Origin of the sequence: Bradyrhizobium sp. S3.2.6, from assembly GCF_040546885.1 — a bacterium.
In the GTDB taxonomy this organism is placed as follows: domain Bacteria; phylum Pseudomonadota; class Alphaproteobacteria; order Rhizobiales; family Xanthobacteraceae; genus Bradyrhizobium; species Bradyrhizobium cytisi.
Genome location: NZ_JBEPOS010000008.1, coordinates 204,811 through 222,720, shown reverse-complemented (window position 1 = coordinate 222,720; position 17,910 = coordinate 204,811). Strand labels below are relative to the sequence as shown.

The following is a 17,910-nucleotide window of genomic DNA, read 5'->3' as shown; positions in this document are numbered from 1 at the left end:
TCATGACATCAGCCAACTCGCCCGGTGTCTATGTCAGTCTCGACGACCTGATCGCGCTCGAATATCGCGGACGCAAGGTCTCGTTCCTGCCGCGCCAACCGGTGCACAGCCTGTTGTCCGGTCGCTTCGCGTCGCGCATGCGCGGACGCGGGCTCAATTTTGAGGAGATCCGGGACTATCGCGCCGGCGACGACGTCCGTTCGATCGACTGGAAGGTGACGGCACGGCTCCAGAAGCCACACATCAGGGTTTTCAACGAGGAGCGCGATCGGCAGACGATCCTCGTGGTCGACCAGCGCCTGTCGATGTTCTTCGGCAGCCGGCTCGCGATGAAATCGGTGACCGCGGCACAGGCTGCGGCGATCGGCGCGTGGCGGGTGCTTGGTGTCGGGGACCGGATCGGAGCAATCATCTTCGGTGACCGCGATCTCGTGGAGGTGAACCCACGGCGCAGCCGGGCCAACGTGCTCCAGATCTTCTCAGCCATCGTTGCGCAAAACCAGGCGTTGGGCGTCGGTCGCGGTCTCGTCTCCGCGCCGGCCATGCTCAACACGGCGCTGGAGCACGCTCTGCGCCGCGCGCTGCACGATACGGTCGTGGTCATCATCAGCGATTTCGACGGCGCCGACGATGCGACGCGCAAGAAGATCGGCGCGATGGCCCTTCACAACGACGTCGTCGCCCTGCTGGTTCACGATCCCCTGCAAAGCGACCTTCCGCCCTCGGCCAGCATGACGGTGACTGACGGCGAGTTGCAGATCAGGCTCGATGTCGGACGCGACAGCGTGCGCAAGAACATCTCGCAGGCGACCGAGGAGCGCCTGAAGCGTGTCTTCGCCTGGACGCACGAGCTCGGCATTCCCGTGCTGCCGCTGAACGCCGCGGAGGATACCGCCATGCAGCTCCGTCGCCTCCTTGGCGCGATGCCGGCCAGGCACGGTCGCGGCGGTAGCCACAGGACGGAGGCGACCCTTGGCTGAACACCTGGCTGAATCCTTGGCAAAAGTTCAACCCGCCATGCCCGATCCGGTCGCCGGCCTCATCGACATCCCGTTGCCGCGCGAGGTGAGCCTGTGGCCGCAGACCTGGGAAGCGCGGATCGCAATCATCCTGGTCCTGGCGGTCGTGACCGCTGCGGCGTGGCGCCTCGTGCACCATCGGCGCGGCAATCGTTATCGGCGCGAGGCGATCGCCGAGTTGACCGCGATCAGGCGCGCGAGCCCCTCGGCACGAGGAGAACTGCTGACACGGCTGGCCCTGCTGGTCCGGCGCACGGCGCTCGCGGCCTTTCCTCGGGAGCAGGTCGCGCCACTGATCGGCCCGGCCTGGCTCTCTTTCCTCGACCGGAGCTATGGCGGAGACGAGTTCTCGCAAGGAATCGGTCGTTTGCTTGTCAGCGGCCCCTATCGCCAAATCTCGCCGGATGATGCCGACCTGAAATCGCTCGTCGAGCTCGTCCGCAGCTGGATCAGGAGGCACCATGCTTGAATTCGCCTGGCCCTGGCTGTTCCTGCTGCTGCCGCTGCCGATCCTCGTATGGTGGCTGTTGCCGCCATATCGGGCGCGGCAGGCTTCGGTCCAGGTGCCGTTCTTCGAACGGCTGGCGGCCGCGACCGGACAGACCCCGCAGCGGGGCGCCGTGGTGCTGGAGCGTCGCGCCTTGCAGATGATCGTGGCGGCGGCGATCTGGATCCTGCTGGTCATAGCGCTCGCAAGGCCGCAATGGGTCGGTGATCCCGTGACGCGAGAGGTGTCCGCGCGCGATCTGATCCTGGCGATCGACATATCGGGATCGATGGACCAGCGCGACTTCAAGACGCCGGACGGTACGACGCTGACGCGGCTCGATGGCGTCAAGCGCGTCATCAAGGATTTCATCGCCCGCCGCAAGGGCGACCGCGTTGCGCTGATCCTGTTCGGCACCAGGGCCTACGTGCAGGTGCCGTTCACCCAGGACCTCCAGACCGCGCAGCAATTGCTCGACCAGACCGCAGTCGGAATGGCCGGCCAGCAGACCGCGATCGGCGACACCATCGGGCTTGCCATCAAGACCTTTGCGACCAGCACGGCGAAACAGAAGCTCCTGATCCTGCTGACCGACGGCAACGATACGGCCAGCCGGGTGCCGCCCGAACACGCTGCCGATATCGCGCACCAGAACGATGTCGCCGTCTACACGATCGGCGTCGGCGATCCCGCAGCTTCGGGCGAAAATCGCGTCGATCTCGGCGTCCTGCAATCCGTTGCAAGCACGACCGGCGGTCACTTCTTCCGCGCCGAGGACGGTGCGCAGTTGCAGGCAATCTATGCCGACATCGACCAGCTCGCCCCGGCAAAGCTCGATACGCTGTCATGGCGCCCGAAATTGCCGCTGTTTCAATGGCCGCTCGGCGCCGCCGTCGTCCTCGGCCTGTTGCTGTGGCTCACGCTTCTGCTCGGAAGCGAATGGCATCGCATGAAGATCGTCAGCCATGCATGATGCCGCCACCATATCCTTCCATCTGCTGCGCCCGCTGTGGCTTGTCGCGCTGATCCCGGTTGCGGCCGTGTTCGCGCTGTTGCTGTGGCGGCAGAACGCGCGGGCGCAATGGGGCGGCGTCATTGCGCCGCACCTGCTTGACCATCTGATCGTGCAGCCCGGCCGGGGACGCAGCGTCAACGCGCTTTATCTCGTGGCCGCCGCAATGGTGCTCGGCACGATCGCGCTGTCCGGCCCCACCTGGCGGCGCGAATTGCCGCCCTTTGTCGAAGACAAGGCGCCGCTGATGATCGCGCTCGCGGCCGGGTCGTCGATGAGCGAGAGCGACGTCGCGCCTTCGCGCCTCGAACGCGCCAAGCAGAAGATCGGCGATCTCCTTGCGGCGCGCGCCGGCGCCAGGACCGGGCTCATCGCCTATGCCGGAACCGCGCATCTGGTCATGCCGCTGACCGACGACCGCTCCGTGATCGCGCCGTTTCTCGCCGCGCTGACGCCGGGATTGATGCCGTCGGACGGCAAGAACGTGACGAGTGCGGTTGCCCTGGCTGCACAATCCCTCGCAACGGAGCCAGTCGCCGGCACGATCCTGGTGGTCGCCGACGACCTCGGCGCTGCCGACGCCGCGCCGATCCGGCAGGCGGCCGGGCGAAACAATCTGGTGATGCTCGCCGTGACCGCGAGCGCAACGTCCGAGCCATTGGGAAGCGACGTCGTTCGGGTCAGTGTCGACGGTGAGGACATTCTGCGGCTTGAGCGCCGGATCGAGACGCGTTTCCAGGCTGCCGAGGGCGATGCGTTCGGTACGCGATGGCAGGACGAGGGCTTCTGGCTGCTGCTGCCGCTCGCGCTGCTGAGCCTGCTCTGGTTTCGGCGCGGCACGACGGTCGCGTGGGTTGTTGCCCTCCTCATCGTGGCACACGCGGGACCATCGAGGGCCGAGGAGACGTCGCGCCTTGCTAATCTCTGGCTGACTCCGGATCAGCAGGGCCGGCTCGCGTTCGACCGGGGCGACTATCGTGCCGCGGCAAATCTGTTCGCCGACCCGATGTGGCGGGGCATCTCAGCATACCGCGCCTACGACTTCATCGTGGCCGCGCAGGAATTTTCGCGGGTCGAGACGCTGGAGGGCACCTTCGCGCTCGGCAACGCGCAGGCCCAGAACCATGCCTTCGAGAAGGCGATCAAGGCCTATGACGATGTGCTGAAGGTCCAGCCGGGCCATCTCGCCGCCAAGACCAATCGCGCAATCGTGCAGGCCGCGCTGGACGCCCAGGAAGCGAAGCGTCGCAAGCAGGAGCAGGACGATAGCGCGGCGCCCGACCAAAAAGCCGACGAGATGCGCGTCGACCCCAAGCAGAAAGGCGGCAAGACGATCAAGGTCACACCGCAGGACGTCACCACCGCAGGCGCGGCCGAAGCCTGGATGCGCCAGGTCCAGACCTCGCCCGCAGACTTCCTCAAGCTGAAATTCGCGATCCAGGCGGTCGCGCCGGCCCAAGGGGGAGCGTCGCGATGAGACATTGGCTCGCTGCCATCGCGTTGCTGCCCGCGGTCGCGCTGCCGCCGCAATCCGGGCGGCCGCAACAGCCCGTCACGCCCGCGCCGAGGGTGCAGGTGACCATCGATCCGCCGCGCGTGGTGGTCGGGCAGCAAGCGACGCTTCACGTCATTGTGCTGGCGCCGAACTACATGACGTCGCCGCCCGAATTGCCCGGCTTCCAGCTGCGCAACGCCGTGACCCGGCAGCTGCAGAGCGTCAACACCAACGAGCAGCGCGACGGTGCGTTCTATGCCGGCGTGCGCTTTGAATATGCCATCTACCCGCAGGAGCCGGGCTCCTATGCTGTTTCGGACCAGAAGGTCCACGTCAAGTATGCTGCCGAGCCTCCGGCGACGCGCGAAGTCGACATCGTGCTGGCGCGCGTTTCGTTTGAGGCCTTTATTCCGGATGCCGCGGCCGAGCTTCGGCCTTTTCTGTCGGCGACCCGGCTGAACGCCGAGCAAACGATCAAGCGCTCGTCGGATCAGCTCAAGCCAGGCGATGCCGTCACGCGGACTGTGACGATCGCGGCCGAAGGGACGCCCGCGATGCTGCTGCCCCCGCAGCCGTTCGCCGACGTCGATGGTCTCAAGCTCTATCCCGCGCAACCCGCCCTCGCGGACAAGACGGAGGGTCGCACCGACGTCATGAGCTCGACCCGCGTTGATTCCGCGACCTACATGCTGGAACGCCCCGGCGACTATTCCCTGCCCGCGATCGATATCGGCTGGTGGAACACCGGCGACGGCAAGGTCCAGCAGGTTCATCTCGATGCCGTGCCGCTGAAGGTCATTGCCGATCCGGCAGGAGGTACGGTGCCCATCGACGGGTCCGACGTGGGCCGGACGTGGAGCGGCCTTGTCGGCCTCATTGCGGATCACTGGCCATCTGTGCTGGTCGCGACCCTCATTGCTGTCGCACTTGGCTGGTTCGCACCCGGCATGGCGCGGCGAGCTGCGGATTATCATCGTCGCCGGCGGGAGGCCTATCGGCAATCCGAAGCGTTTGCGTTCGACCGGCTTCGCCGCGCCGTTCGTCATCGAGACGCAAGCACCGCGTACTTCGCATTGCTTGACTGGCTGCCACGTCTTGAGGCCACCTCCTCCCGGAATACGATCAGCGCCTTCAAGTCCGTCGCATGCGATCCTGCCCTGGACGGTCAGATCGGCGCCATCGAGCACGAACTGTTCGCAAGACAGCACGATTCGCACCGCTGGTCGCCACGCCAGCTGCTGCGCCACGTCACCGTTGCCCGCCGCAGGCTGCGACTGCGAACCCACCGCCGCAAAAGCGCGCGTCTACCGCAAACCCTCAATCCAGTCGGGGCCTCGAAGGCTCCGGCCCATGGCGGCAGAAGGCCTGCCAGATGACTGAAGCCTACGGAGACTGATCAAGCAGAACGCAAGACTCGGAAGCCAGAGCGAACAACACTTGCAGACCAAAGGAGCGTCGAATGCGCAACGAGACAAATAAAGACGGCGTCGCCGGATCCCCTTGCAGCGATAACTCAGCCATGAACCGTCGGGCCATACTGCTCGGCTCGTCATCAATTGTCGCGGCGGCGACATTGACCTCGCAGGCATTCGCGCAAGCTCAGAAGGCCGCTCCCTCTGCGGCTCCGGCCGCGTCGCCTGCCCCGGGCCGCAAACCGAATATTCTCGTCATCTTCGGCGACGACATCGGCATCCCCCAGATCAGCGCCTACACGATGGGCATGATGGGATATCGCACACCCAACATCGACCGCATCGCACGCGAAGGCGCCATCTTCACCGACGCCTACGGCCAGCAAAGCTGCACCGCCGGCCGTGCCTCCTTCATTCTCGGTCAGGAGCCGTTCCGGACCGGCCTTCTCACCATCGGCATGCCCGGCGATCCCCACGGCATCCAGGACTGGATGCCGACGATCGCCGACGCCATGAAGACCCAGGGCTATGCCACCGGACAGTTCGGCAAGAACCATCTCGGCGACCGCGACGAGCATCTGCCGACCAAGCACGGCTTCGATGAGTTCTTCGGAAATCTCTACCACCTCAATGCCGAGGAGGAGCCGGAAGGCTACTTCTATCCGAAGGATCCGAACTTCCGGAAGCAGTACGGTCCGCGCGGCGTCATCAAGGCATCCGCGGACGGGAAGATCGAGGACACCGGTCCGCTGAACACGGCGCGGATGCCCACGGTCGACGAGGAATTTCTGGGAGCCGCCAAGGACTTCATTGGGCGACAAGCCAGAGCGGACAAGCCATTTTTCGTCTGGTTCAATTCCACCCGCATGCACATCTTCACGCATCTGAAGAAGGAGTCGCTCGGCAAGACCGGCAAGGGCATCCACGCCGACGGCATGCTGGAGCACGACGGCATGGTGGGAGAGTTGCTCAAGCAGCTCGACGATCTCGGCATCGCCGACAATACCATCGTCCTCTACACCACCGACAACGGCGCCGAGATCGCGCTGTGGCCCGACGGAGCCATGACACCCTTCCACGGAGAGAAGGGCACCACATGGGAAGGCGGCATGCGCATTCCGATGATGGTCCGCTGGCCGGGCGTGGTGAAGCCGGGCACCCAGTACAACGAGATCATCTCGCTGATCGACTGGTTCCCGACCCTGTGCGCAGCAGCCGGAATACCTGACGTCAAGGAGAAGATGAAGACCGGCTTTGCCGGTGCCGGCGGAAAGAATTTCAAGGTTCATCTCGACGGCTACAACTTCATGCCGTTCTTCAAGGGCGATGCCGCGCAGCCGCCGCGCGACGCGATCTACTACTTCGATCAGGGCGGCAACCTCAATGCCATCAGGTGGAACGACTGGAAGCTGAGCTTCGCATCGTCGAAGGGAAACATCGCGACCGGCACACGGGAGGTCACCGCCTGGTCGCTGATCACCAACCTTCGCATGGATCCGTACGAGAGAGGTCTGGAAGAGGGAGGAGGAGCCATGGAATTCCTTGGCCGGAATATATGGCTGCTCGTGCCGGTACAGGGAAAAATCAAGGAGTTCTTCTCCGATTTCGACCAGTTTCCGTATCAGGAAGGCGGTTCGCTGAACGCGGGCGGCATCAACTACGGACTGCTCCGGCAGCAGGCGGCGCTGAAGCGGCTCAACGAGCTTGAGTCGCTCAAACCGCAATAGCTAGGGAACAGGAGGACAAGTGCCCGTGATGGTCCGGTTCTACGCCGTGCTGCTTGCATGTCTCGCCACCGTCTCGATTGCGGTGGCGCAGCCGGCCGACCCCTTGCCGTCCTGGAACGGCGGTGCGACGAAGACGGCGATCGCCGATTTCGTCGCACGCGTCACATCGCAGGGCGGCGCGGACTTCGTGCCGTCCGCCGAGCGCATCGCCGTGTTCGACAATGACGGCACATTGTGGTGCGAGCAGCCGGTCTATTTCCAGCTCGCCTTTGCCCTCGACCAGGTCAAGGCGATGGCGCCGCAACATCCCGAATGGAAGCAGCAGCAGCCGTTCAAAGCGTTCCTGTCGCACGACAAGGAGACGCTGGCGGCGCAAGGCGAGAAAGGAATGCTGTTGCTGGCCGCCGCCGCCCATAGCGGCATGACGACGGACGTCTACGCGCAGTCGGTCGCCGATTGGCTCGCCCGCGCCCGGCACCCCAGATTCAACCGTCCCTACAACGAGCTCGTCTACCAGCCGATGGTGGAGCTGCTCGCCTATCTGCGCGCGAATGGATTCAAGACCTTCATCGTCTCCGGCGGCGGCGTTGAATTCATGCGGGTGTGGGCGGACAAAGCCTACGGCATCCCGCCGGAACAGGTGGTCGGCTCCTCCGGCGTCACGCAGTTCAGGATTGGCGCCGACGGCAAACCTGTCCTGATGAAATTGCCGAAGGTCGAGTTCATCGACGATGGCCCCGGCAAGCCGTCCGGCATCAACCGCTTCATCGGCCGCCGCCCGATCCTCGCCTTCGGCAATTCGGACGGCGACCACCAGATGCTGCAGTGGGTGGCGGCCGGCCCCGGCGCGCGCTTCCTCGGGATCGTCCATCACACCGACGCGGCCCGCGAATATGCCTACGACCGGCAGTCCAGGATCGGAAAGCTCGACAAGGCCTGGGACGACGCCGTGCAGCACGGCTGGACCGTGGTCGATATGGCGAAGGACTGGAAGACGGTGTTCGCGTTCGAGCGCGGCGGCACGGGAGCGTCGCAATGACCGGGACAATTGCGGCGGGACATTTCATCAACGAAGCAAAAACTATGGAGGCACGAACATGTCTAGACACATCCGCACTTTTCGGCTGACGGGCTGCTTGCTGGCATTGGCAACCAGCGTTTCTCTCCCGATAGGGCCGGTATCGGCGGCGCCGCTTCAGCCGGCGGCGATCCAGCAGGGCGCAACTGGACCATCCGACCTCGTCGAGGTGCGCGCTGCCGGCCGACGTGGCGGCGCGGCCGTGGGGCCGCGCGGCGGAGCCGTGGTCCATCGCGGCGGCGCGGCGGTCGGCCCGCGCGGCGCCGCCTATCGCGGCGGCACCGTCGTGCGAGGACCACGCGGCAACGTCGCGGTTCATCGCACCACGGCAGTGGCCGGACGCGGTGGATGGGCGCGGCCCGGCCGCTATTACTGGCCGCGAGGCGGTGCGATCGCCGCCAGTGCGGCGATCGGTTTCGTCTCAGCGGCCACGGCTGCTGCCTGGGCCGGCGCGGCACCCGCGCCGGGGATGTGCTGGTACTACACCGATCCGTCCCGGACCCAAGGGTTCTGGGATTACTGCCAGTGATTGCAAGCAGGACCGTGATGGTGACGAAGCATATCGCTGCCGCAGCCGTTGGCTCAGTGTTACTCCTGACGCCCGGCGCACCGGCTCAGGCCCAGACGGTCGCTCCGAGTGAGGCGCGTGCAATCGCCAGGGAGGCCACGATCTACGGCTTCCCGCTCGTGGACAATTACCGCGTCCAGTACGCCTATTTCGTCGACCGCGGCAGCCCTGAATTCAAGGCGCCGTGGAATCATATCTTCAATAACGCGCGTGTCTACACGCCAGAAGACAAGGCTATCCAGACCCCCAATTCCGATACGCCGTATTCCTATGTCGGGGTCGATCTGCGCGCGGAGCCTGTCGTCCTCACAGTGCCGGAAGTTGAGAAAGGGCGTTACTACTCTTTGCAGTTCATCGACATGTACACGTTCAATTTTGCCTACGTGGGAAGCCGAGCCACAGGCAACGGTGCCGGCAGCTATCTGCTCGCCGGACCCAAATGGAAAGGTGAGAAGCCGAAAGGCATCAAGGCGGTGATCCCGTCCGAAACGGAATTCGCGTTCGTGCTCTACCGTACACAGCTTTTCAATCCCGGCGACATCGACAACGTCAAGAACATTCAAGCCGGCTACAAGATCGAACCGCTCTCGGCGTTCCTTGGCAAGCCTGCGCCGCCGGCCGCGCCGGCGATCGATTTCTTCAAGCCGATCGGGACCGACCAGGAGCGAACCTCGCTCCAATTCTTCTCGGAACTGAACTTCATTCTCCAGTTCTGCCCAACGCATCCGTCCGAGAAGGCTCTGATGGCGCGCTTTGCCCGGATCGGCGTCGGCGCGGGTAAACTCTTCGATTCCGACGCGTTGTCTCCGGACATGCAGAAGGCGTTGCAGGACGGCATGGCCGATGCCTGGGCCGCGTTCAAGGTCCACAAGGAAACGGAGGTGGACACGGGCAAGGTTTCAAGTGCGGACAGCTTTGGAACGCGTGCCTTTCTGAAGAACAATTACATGAGCCGCATGTCCGCCGCCGTGCTCGGCATCTACGGCAATTCGAAGCAGGAGGCCTACTATCCGGCCTATTTTGTCGATGCTGACAAGCAGAAGCTGGACGGCAGCCACAGCTATACGCTGCGCTTCGCGCCAAACCAGCTGCCGCCGGTCAATGCGTTCTGGTCGCTGACGATGTACGAACTGCCGGCGAGCCTGCTGTTTGCCAATCCGCTCAACCGCTACCTGATCAATTCGTCGATGCTGCCGTCGCTCAAGCGCGACGCCGACGGCGGCATCACGCTGTACGTCCAGAACGAGTCGCCGGGCGCGGACAAGGAATCAAACTGGCTGCCCGCGCCGAAGGGACCTTTCCTCGCGGTCATGCGGCTGTATTGGCCCAAACCGGCGGCACTCGACGGGAAATGGAAGGCGCCGCCGCTGCAGCGGGTGAATTGAGGGAACGTCACATCATGAAAATGAAATCAACCCTGCCCCTGTCATTCGTCTCGTTCGCCGTGACCGGTACGGTCGCGTTCGCAGCGACGCCCACGCCGGAAACGATCCCCATCACCGTCGACAATTTTGTCCGCGCCGAAAGCGATTTGTATTTCCGCGGGATATTGAAGGACAGCGGCGGAATCGGGAAGGTTCTGCACCGCCGCGAGCCGGCGGCGATCGACAAGCAGACTGTGATCCGGCTCAACCGCGATACTCTCTATTCGTCGGCCGTTTTCGATCTCGATGCAGGGCCTGTGACGATCACGCTGCCTGACACGGGCAAACGCTTCATGTCGATGCAGGTCATCAATGAGGATCACTATGTGCCGGAGGTCGTCTACGGCAAGGGCAGCCATACGCTCTCGAAAGACAAGGTCGGCACGCGCTATGTCGCCGTCGCGATCCGGACGCTGGTCGACCCGGCCGACCCGAAAGATATCGAAACGGTTCACCGACTCCAGGACGCCATCACGGTCACCCAGAAGGCTGCCGGCGCGTTCGAGGCGCCGGACTGGGACCAGGCCAGCCAGAAGAAAGTGCGCGACGCACTCCTGGTGCTCGGCTCGACCATTCCGGACTTCAAGAAAGCGTTCGGCACCAAGGCCGAAGTCGATCCCATCCGGCACCTGATCGGATCAGCGGCGGCCTGGGGTGGCAATCCCGACAAGGATGCAATCTATCTCAACGTCACGCCGGCGAAGAACGACGGCACGACGGTCTACAAGCTCGACGTGAAGAATGTTCCGGTCGACGGGTTCTGGTCCGTCAGCCTCTACAATGCCGAGGGGTACTACGAGAAGAATTCGTACGACGCCTACTCGATCAACAGCATCACCGGCAAGAAAAGCGCCGATGGCTCGATCGCCGTTCAGTTCGGCGGCTGCGACGGCAAGGTTCAGAACTGTCTGCCTATCATGAAGGGCTGGAACTACACCGTGCGGCTCTATCGTCCGCGGACCGAAATCCTGAACGGCAAATGGAAATTCCCGGAGCCGCAGCCGGCCAGCTAGAGGATCAACCATGAGCGGCTATGATATCTTCGCCTGGATCGTGCTCGTGATCTTGCTCGTGAGCGCGATCGGCGTGGTCTGCATCGCCGGCTGGCTGCCCGGGCATATCGCGAAATCGCGCGGCCATCCCCATGCGCAGGCCGTGACGGTCGCCGGCTGGATCACGCTGTTCTTCGGCTTCGCGCTGTGGCCCCTCGCCTTCATCTGGGCCTATGTCGACGTGCCCTCGCGCAAGAGCGGAGACGCGTGATGGCCGTCGCGATCCTCAACATCTATCTCTTGCTGCTGTTCCTGCTGGTTCATTTCAAGGTGGTGCCTTTCAATCTGTTCTGGAAAGTTTCGCCGTTCATCGTTCTGGTGCTGGTGATGTTCGGGCTGCTGGTCCCGATGGGATGGGGCGCGCCGCAAGGCAGCGCACTGGTCGTGCGCAACGCGGTCTCGATCGTGCCAGACGTCGCGGGTGAAGTGACGGATGTTCCTGTGGTCGCCAACGCGCCGCTGAAGTCCGGCGACGTGTTGTTCAAGATCGACCCGACGCCCTATGCGGCGCAAGTCAAGGCAATCGACGCGCAGTTCAAGCTCGCCAAAACGCGCCTCGGCCAGATGACACAGCTTTACGAACGTGACGCTGGCCGCGGCTTCGACGTCGAGCAGCGCCAGTCGGAGGCGGACCAACTCTCGGGCCAGCTCGAGGCCGCGCAATGGAATCTCGACAAGACAATCGTGCGCGCGCCTGCCGACGGTTACGTCACCAACCTCGCGCTGCGCAAGGGCGCGCGCGTCGGCACCTTGCCGTTGTCGCCGGTGATGGCCTTCATCGATACCTCCTCGACCATCATCGGCGTCGAGATCAACCAGATCGACGCGCGCTACGTCGCGCCCGGCCAGCAGGTCGAGGCGACGTTCAAGTTCGCGCCCGGCCAGATTTTTGCCGGCAAGGTCGAGAGCGTGCTCCAGGCGATCGCGCCCGGGCAAACGCAGACCTCGGGCTCCGCCGTGATGCCGAAGGCAATCGAGGCCGCGCCCTTCGTCGTCCGCGTCAGGCTCGACGACGCCGAATTCGCCCGGCGCCTGCCGGCCGGCAGCGCCGGGACAGCGGCGATCTACACCGATCACGTCAAGCCGACTCACGTCGTCCGCCGCGTGATCCTGCGGCAGCTTGCGATCCTGAACTACGTCAATCCGTTCTGAAGGCACAACGATGAAGACGATGGGGACATGCGACATGATGAAGAATTTTCGGAAAGGCGCGCTTGCGGTCGTGCTGGCGGTAACGGTTTTCGCGGCGCAGCCCGCGCTCGCCGATGAAGGCGGCATCAGCTTCTGGCTGCCGGGTAATTTCGGCAGCCTCGCCGCCGCGCCCGGCACGCCGGGATGGTCGTGGGCGACAGTCTACTATCATACCGACGTCAGCTCCGGCGCGGGCCAGCAGTTTCCGCGTGGCGGCCGCGTCGACGTCGGCATCAGCGGCAAGGGCGATATCGCCCTTTTCGGGCCGACCTACGTGTTCGCCACACCCGTCCTGGGCGCGCAGCTCTCCGTCAGCGTGCTGGGTGTCGGTGGCAGGAATGAAGCCTCGGCGGCGCTGTCGCTGACGGGACCGCTCGGCAACACCATCGGGATCAATCGCACCCAGGATCTCGTCGCCTTCGGCGATGTCATCCCGGAGGTCGCGCTGAAGTGGAACATGGGCGTCAACAATCTCATGGTCTACGGCATGGGCGACATTCCCATCGGCGCCTACAATTCGTCCCGGCTTGCCAATCTCGGCATCGGCCACGGCGCGATCGATTTCGGCGGCGGCTACACCTACTTCAATCCCCAGACCGGCAACGAATTCTCCTGGGTCGCGGGCCTCACCTACAATTTCAAGAACACCGACACGCAATACCAGAACGGAATGGACTTCCATCTCGACTGGGGCGCTTCGCATTTCGTCACCAAGCAAGTTCAGCTCGGGCTGGTCGGTTACTACTTCCAGCAGGTGACCGACGATTTTGGGGCACCGCCGGCGCTTGGCGGTTTCCGTTCGCGTGTCGCCGGCGTCGGGCCGCAGGCCGGCTTCCTGTTTCCGGTCGGCGACATGCAGGGCTACCTCAACCTGAAGGGCTATTGGGAGTTCGCTGCGGAGAACCGCCCATCGGGCTGGAACACCTGGGTGACGTTCGCGATCTCGCCCGCGGCGCCGGAGCCGGCCTCCGCAAAGCCGATCGTGCGCAAATACTAGAGGAGGCGTTCAGGACGCTCTGATGGAAGGAGATTGGATCAGAGGCACACTTCGCATCGGCTTCCGGACATCGATCATCACGGTGTTCGTTGGCGTCGTGCTGCTCGTGGGCCTGACGCTGGTCTATCTCAGCTTCGAGCGCGTGACCTCGATCACGCGGACGGCGGCGAGCGGCTTCATCGAGAAGGTGGCACAGTTGGGTGCCGATCACGTCGACGAGCAGTTCAAGCATGTCCGCGACAATCTCGACATTCTCTCCGCCCTGCCGTCGATCCAGGAAGCCGATATCGCGGAGAATTCGCGGTTGTACAGCCTGATGGCGGCGATGCTGCGCAACAACCCGCAGCTCTTCAATCTCTATGTCGGCTACGAGGACGGCTCGTTCATCGAGATGGACGTGATCGATCGCGCCAGGCCGGAGTTCCGGACGGGCCTGAAGGTCGATCAGGATGCGGCGTTCCGGCTGGTCGTGATCTCGCGCACGACCGGCAGCGCACCGGTCACGCAATATCTGTCGGAAAACATCATCCAGGTCGCGGAGGTCGCCGGGCCCACCGGCTACGACCCGCGGCAACGGCCCTGGTATGTCGAAGCGTTCAAGAACGACAAGACGCTGCTGACGGGGCCTTACGTCTTCTACGCCACGGGCGAGCCCGGCTACACGCTGCGGACGCCGCTGAAGGAGGGCCGCCGTGGCGTCGTCGCCGGCGACATCCTGCTGAACCGGTTCGAGGACATGCTGGCGCAGCAGAAGCTCGGCCGATCCGGGCTCGCCTTCCTGTTCAACGCTGCCGAGCGCATCGTCGGCCATCCCGAGATGAGCCGCCTGATGGCGGAGATCCCGGAGCGGCAGGATGGCCTGCCGCAAATCGGTGCGCTCAAGCTGCCCGCGCTGCTCCCGATCATGCGCTCCTGGCGCGATGGCGGGCCGGCGCAACAATTCTTCGACGACGACGCCGGCCGGACCTATATCGCGGCGGTCCACCGGCTCGATACCGCCGGCTCGGCCAATGTCCGGCTCGCGATGATCGCGCCGCTCGACGAATTCTACGCCCGGATCATCAACGAGCGCCGCACGCTGTTCGCGCTGGCGCTGGCCTTCGTCGGCGCCACGCTGCCGTTCGCATTCTGGCTGGGGTCGCTGATGGCGCGGCCGCTGCGCAAGCTGGCCGAGGAAACCGACGCGATCCAGCGCTTCGATATCGCGGAACGGCCGCGCATTCATTCCGCCATCGCCGAGATCGAGGAGCTCGGCCGCTCGGTCTTCACCATGCGCAGCGTGGTCAGCAGCTTTGCAAGCTTCATTCCGCGCCCGATCGTGCGGCAGCTGATCGAGACCGGCTCGTCGCTCCGCCTCGGCGGTAGCAGGCGTGAGGTCACCGTGCTGTTCACTGACGTCGCCGACTTCACCGCCAAGACGGAGCGGGCTGACCCGTCGCAGGTGATGATTTTCACCTCGCGCTATTTCGCCGCGCTCTCGGACGAGATCATGCGGCACCAGGGCACGGTCGACAAATATATCGGCGACGCCGTGATGGCGCTCTGGAATGCGCCGGCGGACGATCCCGATCATACGGTCGACGCCTGCCGCGCCGTTCTCGCCTGCCTTGCGGCGAACGAGGCCCTCAACAAGGAGTTTCGACGGGAGGGCTGGCCGCCTTATGAGACGCGGTACGGCCTGCATGTCGGCGACGCCGTGGTTGGCAATGTCGGCTCCAGCGATCGGATGAACTACACCGCGCTCGGCGCCACCGTCAACCTGGCCTCCCGGCTGGAAGGCCTAAACAAGAACTACGGCACGCGCGTGCTGGTCAGCGCAGTGGTGCGTGCGCGAGCGGGCCATGCGTTCCTGTTCCGCAGCGTCGACAGCATCACGCCGAAGGGATTTGCCGAGCCGATCGCGGTCAGCGAGCTGCGCGGCGAATTGGCGCAGGCCAATGAGGCCGAGATCATCATGTGCCAGCGCTGGGACGAGGTTTTTGCAGCGATTGCGCAAGACGGTGCGGCCGACACCACGCTGGTCCGCCTCTCCGGCTTCCTGCTCGACTATCCCAAGGATGGCATCGCGCAGTTTCACGCCCAGCGTCTTCGCGCGGCGGCCGGGAATAAGGGAGCTGCGGCATGAGCGCTCGCCTAGTCAGCCGTCGGCAACTGCTGCGCCATGGCGCTGCGCTGACGGTGGCTGCGGCGCTCCGCGCGCCCGCCATCGCGCAGGCCCGCGCAAAAGTCCGGCTCGGTTATGTCCATGTCGTCGCCGTGGACGGGCACATCTGGACCGGCATCGATCGCGGCTCGTTCGCCAGGGAGGGCATCGATTTCGAGCTGCACGAATTCAACACCGGCCCCGAAGTGTTCGAGGCGATGATGCGGGACGAGCTCGACGTCGCCTCGGCTGGCGGCGTCATCTCCAACTACTTGGCGCTCGGCCGCGGCCGAGGCTTTCTCATCAATGACATCGAGGTCGCCACCGCGCAGCTCTGGGTCCGGCCGTCGCTGGGGGTGAACAAGCTGGCCGATCTCAGGGGCAAGCGGATCGCGACGACCATGAAGACCACGGCGCACATCTTTCTCGACCGCGCGCTGCGCGCCAACAACATCGCCCCGTCCGAGGTGAAGATCGTCAACGCCAGCATGCCGGATGCCGTCAAGGCGTTCATTGCCGGCGAGGTGCCGGCCATCGCACTGTGGGTGCCATTCAATGTCGCCGTCCGCGAGGCGCTGCCCGACGCCGTGAAGCTGGTCGATGCCTCCGCCTTTTATCCGCAATCCGCCGTGCTCGGCGGCTGGGCGGCGCGGACGGACTATTATGCCGGGAACAGGGACGTGCTGAGCCGGATCATCCGCGGCTGGATCGGTGCGAACGACCACATGGTGCGGAACCCTGCGGCGGCCGCGGAGGCGCTCCAGGCTCACTACAAGCCCTCGCGCCCTGCCGACATCGCAGAAGCCCTCAAGGCGCAAAAACTCTACTCCGCGCGCGAATGGCGGCGGCTCTATGCTGACGGCACCGTGGTAAAATGGTTGCAGGAGGTCAGCGATTTTTTCATGACGGACGCCGGCGTCACTGGCGCGCTGCACGCGTCCGATTACTTCGACACACAGCTTTACCTGGCGGCCGCCGGATAGAGGCGCGCTCAAGACAAGCCCGGCCACCACCGCCTCGACGTCGATCCATCCCTGTTGAAGCCGTCATGCTGATGCGCGGCAACGCGAATAGCGATATTCGGGCGCGGCGTACCATCATTCGTTCGAGCCAAACGGAATATTTTTCTCGGCATGCACGTTTCCTGAGCATTTTCCGGCGAGTTTGGGCCGCTACAGGGGGGAGCGTGCCCGACAACTCTGTTAGGATGCATCCCGCATCACATTCAGCAACGTGAGAGCGTGAGCATCGGCTGGATCGGTCAACTCGCGTTCCGAAATATCGAGGAGACACGTCATGAAGATTGTCGTGATCGGCGGAACCGGGCTGATCGGGTCCAAGCTCGTTGCGAAGCTCAAGCAGCAGGGCCACGAGACAGTAGCCGCCTCGCCAAGATCGGGTGTGAACGCCGTGACCGGCGAAGGCCTCGCGGCGGCGACGGCCGGCGCGGATGTTGTCGTCGACGTCGCCAATTCACCATCCTGGGAGCCTGCCGCCGTGCTCGAATTCTTCGAGCGCTCGAGCAAGAACCTCCTCGCTGCCGAGGCCAAAGCTGGCGTCAAGCATCATGTCGCGCTGTCGATCGTGGGGACCGACCGCTCGCCCGACATCGCCTATTTTCGTGCCAAGCTCGCACAGGAGACCATCGTCAAGGCCTCTTCGGTGCCCTACTCGATCGTTCGCGCCACCCAGTTCTTCGAATTCCTCGGCGCCATCGGCGAAGCGGGCGTGACTGGAGGCAAGATCGTCGTTCCATCGGCGCTGTTTCAGCCGATCGCATCCGACGATGTGGTCGATAGCCTTGCCGAGGTCGCAACGGGACGGCCGCTGAACGGCACGATCGATATCGCAGGCCCCGAGAAGGCCCCCTTCAATGAATTCGTCGCGCGACGTCTGAAGGCGTCCGGCGACAATCGTCCAGTGGTCGGAGACCCCAGCGCGCAGTATTACGGCGCCCCGATCGACGACACCTCGCTGAACCCGCTCGGCGAGGCGCGGCTCGGGAAGACGCCGCTCGCAACGTGGCTCGCAAAGCCGTGAGGACCCACAACGGAGAGTAACGCCGGATCAGCCGGCACCGCACCGGGTCGATGATCGGCTTCCACGCGACGCCGGGCTACGAGACCTATCGCGGGCTCGGCTGGTGCGGCGTAATCGTCTGCGCCGTATGACGAGCCGGCCGTCCGGCGCGCTGGGACCGGTGGGCCAGCCGGCCCCCGGTGGTTGCAGGCACAAGGTTTTTAGCCACGGTCGTTTGACACGTCGGGCAAAGCGAAGGCATCGACGATCGTCGCGCCGTTTGCGG

At 64.4% G+C, this 17,910-nt stretch carries 16 protein-coding genes; all 16 read left to right on the top strand.

The features are described 5' to 3' along the window. Positions 1-2 precede the first annotated feature (2 nt). On the top strand, positions 3-980 hold the full coding sequence (locus ABID58_RS17530) for a DUF58 domain-containing protein (RefSeq protein ID WP_354033535.1): 978 nt from the start codon (positions 3-5) through the stop codon (positions 978-980). A gap of 37 nt (positions 981-1,017) precedes the next feature. Beyond that, complete coding sequence (locus ABID58_RS17525) at positions 1,018-1,488, top strand: DUF4381 domain-containing protein (RefSeq protein ID WP_354033534.1); 471 nt, start codon at positions 1,018-1,020, stop codon at positions 1,486-1,488. Then, a complete protein-coding gene (locus ABID58_RS17520; RefSeq protein WP_354033533.1) occupies positions 1,481-2,479 on the top strand; it encodes a VWA domain-containing protein in 999 nt (332 codons plus the stop codon). The genes ABID58_RS17525 and ABID58_RS17520 overlap by 8 nt, the downstream gene beginning before the upstream one ends. Then, positions 2,472-3,995, top strand: coding sequence for a VWA domain-containing protein (locus ABID58_RS17515; protein WP_354033532.1), 1,524 nt, complete (start codon positions 2,472-2,474; stop codon positions 3,993-3,995). Before ABID58_RS17520 ends, ABID58_RS17515 begins: the two co-directional genes overlap by 8 nt. Next, complete coding sequence (locus tag ABID58_RS17510; protein WP_354033531.1) at positions 3,992-5,389, top strand: BatD family protein; 1,398 nt, start codon at positions 3,992-3,994, stop codon at positions 5,387-5,389. Before ABID58_RS17515 ends, ABID58_RS17510 begins: the two co-directional genes overlap by 4 nt. A gap of 143 nt (positions 5,390-5,532) precedes the next feature. Further along, entirely contained in the window at positions 5,533-7,152 is a 1,620-nt protein-coding gene (locus ABID58_RS17505; protein ID WP_502916413.1) for an arylsulfatase, read from the top strand. Between the two features lie 28 nt (positions 7,153-7,180). After that, positions 7,181-8,191 (top strand): HAD family hydrolase, encoded by a 1,011-nt coding sequence (locus ABID58_RS17500; RefSeq protein WP_354033575.1) that lies wholly within the window; start codon positions 7,181-7,183, stop codon positions 8,189-8,191. A 58-nt stretch (positions 8,192-8,249) separates the two neighbouring features. Then, positions 8,250-8,759, top strand: a complete 510-nt coding sequence (locus ABID58_RS17495) for a hypothetical protein (protein ID WP_354033529.1) — start codon at positions 8,250-8,252, stop codon at positions 8,757-8,759. A 17-nt stretch (positions 8,760-8,776) separates the two neighbouring features. Beyond that, entirely contained in the window at positions 8,777-10,183 is a 1,407-nt protein-coding gene (locus tag ABID58_RS17490) for a DUF1254 domain-containing protein (RefSeq protein ID WP_354033574.1), read from the top strand. 14 nt (positions 10,184-10,197) lie between these two features. Next, entirely contained in the window at positions 10,198-11,235 is a 1,038-nt protein-coding gene (locus tag ABID58_RS17485) for a DUF1254 domain-containing protein (protein WP_354033528.1), read from the top strand. A gap of 10 nt (positions 11,236-11,245) precedes the next feature. Then, positions 11,246-11,485, top strand: coding sequence for a DUF3302 domain-containing protein (locus ABID58_RS17480; RefSeq protein ID WP_148748847.1), 240 nt, complete (start codon positions 11,246-11,248; stop codon positions 11,483-11,485). Next, entirely contained in the window at positions 11,485-12,426 is a 942-nt protein-coding gene (locus ABID58_RS17475; protein ID WP_148748846.1) for an HlyD family secretion protein, read from the top strand. Before ABID58_RS17480 ends, ABID58_RS17475 begins: the two co-directional genes overlap by 1 nt. Before the next feature lie 37 nt (positions 12,427-12,463). Further along, positions 12,464-13,462 carry a SphA family protein gene (locus tag ABID58_RS17470; protein WP_502916417.1) on the top strand — a complete coding sequence of 333 codons (999 nt, stop codon included), beginning with the start codon at positions 12,464-12,466 and terminating at the stop codon, positions 13,460-13,462. 22 nt (positions 13,463-13,484) lie between these two features. Then, complete coding sequence (locus tag ABID58_RS17465) at positions 13,485-15,587, top strand: adenylate/guanylate cyclase domain-containing protein (protein WP_354033526.1); 2,103 nt, start codon at positions 13,485-13,487, stop codon at positions 15,585-15,587. Then, positions 15,584-16,588, top strand: coding sequence for an ABC transporter substrate-binding protein (locus tag ABID58_RS17460; RefSeq protein WP_354033525.1), 1,005 nt, complete (start codon positions 15,584-15,586; stop codon positions 16,586-16,588). The genes ABID58_RS17465 and ABID58_RS17460 overlap by 4 nt, the downstream gene beginning before the upstream one ends. Before the next feature lie 313 nt (positions 16,589-16,901). Next, a complete protein-coding gene (locus ABID58_RS17455) occupies positions 16,902-17,645 on the top strand; it encodes an SDR family oxidoreductase (RefSeq protein WP_354033524.1) in 744 nt (247 codons plus the stop codon). Positions 17,646-17,910: the final 265 nt, after the last annotated feature.

What these genes read in the sequence shown, in the direction of transcription:
- ABID58_RS17530 (WP_354033535.1), top strand. Translation starts at nt 3, where the DNA reads ATGACATCAGCCAACTCGCCCGGTGTCTATGTCAGTCTCGACGACCTG.
- ABID58_RS17525 (WP_354033534.1), top strand. Translation starts at nt 1,018, where the DNA reads ATGCCCGATCCGGTCGCCGGCCTCATCGACATCCCGTTGCCGCGCGAG.
- ABID58_RS17520 (WP_354033533.1), top strand. Translation starts at nt 1,481, where the DNA reads ATGCTTGAATTCGCCTGGCCCTGGCTGTTCCTGCTGCTGCCGCTGCCG.
- ABID58_RS17515 (WP_354033532.1), top strand. Translation starts at nt 2,472, where the DNA reads ATGCATGATGCCGCCACCATATCCTTCCATCTGCTGCGCCCGCTGTGG.
- ABID58_RS17510 (WP_354033531.1), top strand. Translation starts at nt 3,992, where the DNA reads ATGAGACATTGGCTCGCTGCCATCGCGTTGCTGCCCGCGGTCGCGCTG.
- ABID58_RS17505 (WP_502916413.1), top strand. Translation starts at nt 5,533, where the DNA reads ATGAACCGTCGGGCCATACTGCTCGGCTCGTCATCAATTGTCGCGGCG.
- ABID58_RS17500 (WP_354033575.1), top strand. Translation starts at nt 7,181, where the DNA reads ATGGTCCGGTTCTACGCCGTGCTGCTTGCATGTCTCGCCACCGTCTCG.
- ABID58_RS17495 (WP_354033529.1), top strand. Translation starts at nt 8,250, where the DNA reads ATGTCTAGACACATCCGCACTTTTCGGCTGACGGGCTGCTTGCTGGCA.
- ABID58_RS17490 (WP_354033574.1), top strand. Translation starts at nt 8,777, where the DNA reads ATGGTGACGAAGCATATCGCTGCCGCAGCCGTTGGCTCAGTGTTACTC.
- ABID58_RS17485 (WP_354033528.1), top strand. Translation starts at nt 10,198, where the DNA reads ATGAAAATGAAATCAACCCTGCCCCTGTCATTCGTCTCGTTCGCCGTG.
- ABID58_RS17480 (WP_148748847.1), top strand. Translation starts at nt 11,246, where the DNA reads ATGAGCGGCTATGATATCTTCGCCTGGATCGTGCTCGTGATCTTGCTC.
- ABID58_RS17475 (WP_148748846.1), top strand. Translation starts at nt 11,485, where the DNA reads ATGGCCGTCGCGATCCTCAACATCTATCTCTTGCTGCTGTTCCTGCTG.
- ABID58_RS17470 (WP_502916417.1), top strand. Translation starts at nt 12,464, where the DNA reads ATGAAGAATTTTCGGAAAGGCGCGCTTGCGGTCGTGCTGGCGGTAACG.
- ABID58_RS17465 (WP_354033526.1), top strand. Translation starts at nt 13,485, where the DNA reads ATGGAAGGAGATTGGATCAGAGGCACACTTCGCATCGGCTTCCGGACA.
- ABID58_RS17460 (WP_354033525.1), top strand. Translation starts at nt 15,584, where the DNA reads ATGAGCGCTCGCCTAGTCAGCCGTCGGCAACTGCTGCGCCATGGCGCT.
- ABID58_RS17455 (WP_354033524.1), top strand. Translation starts at nt 16,902, where the DNA reads ATGAAGATTGTCGTGATCGGCGGAACCGGGCTGATCGGGTCCAAGCTC.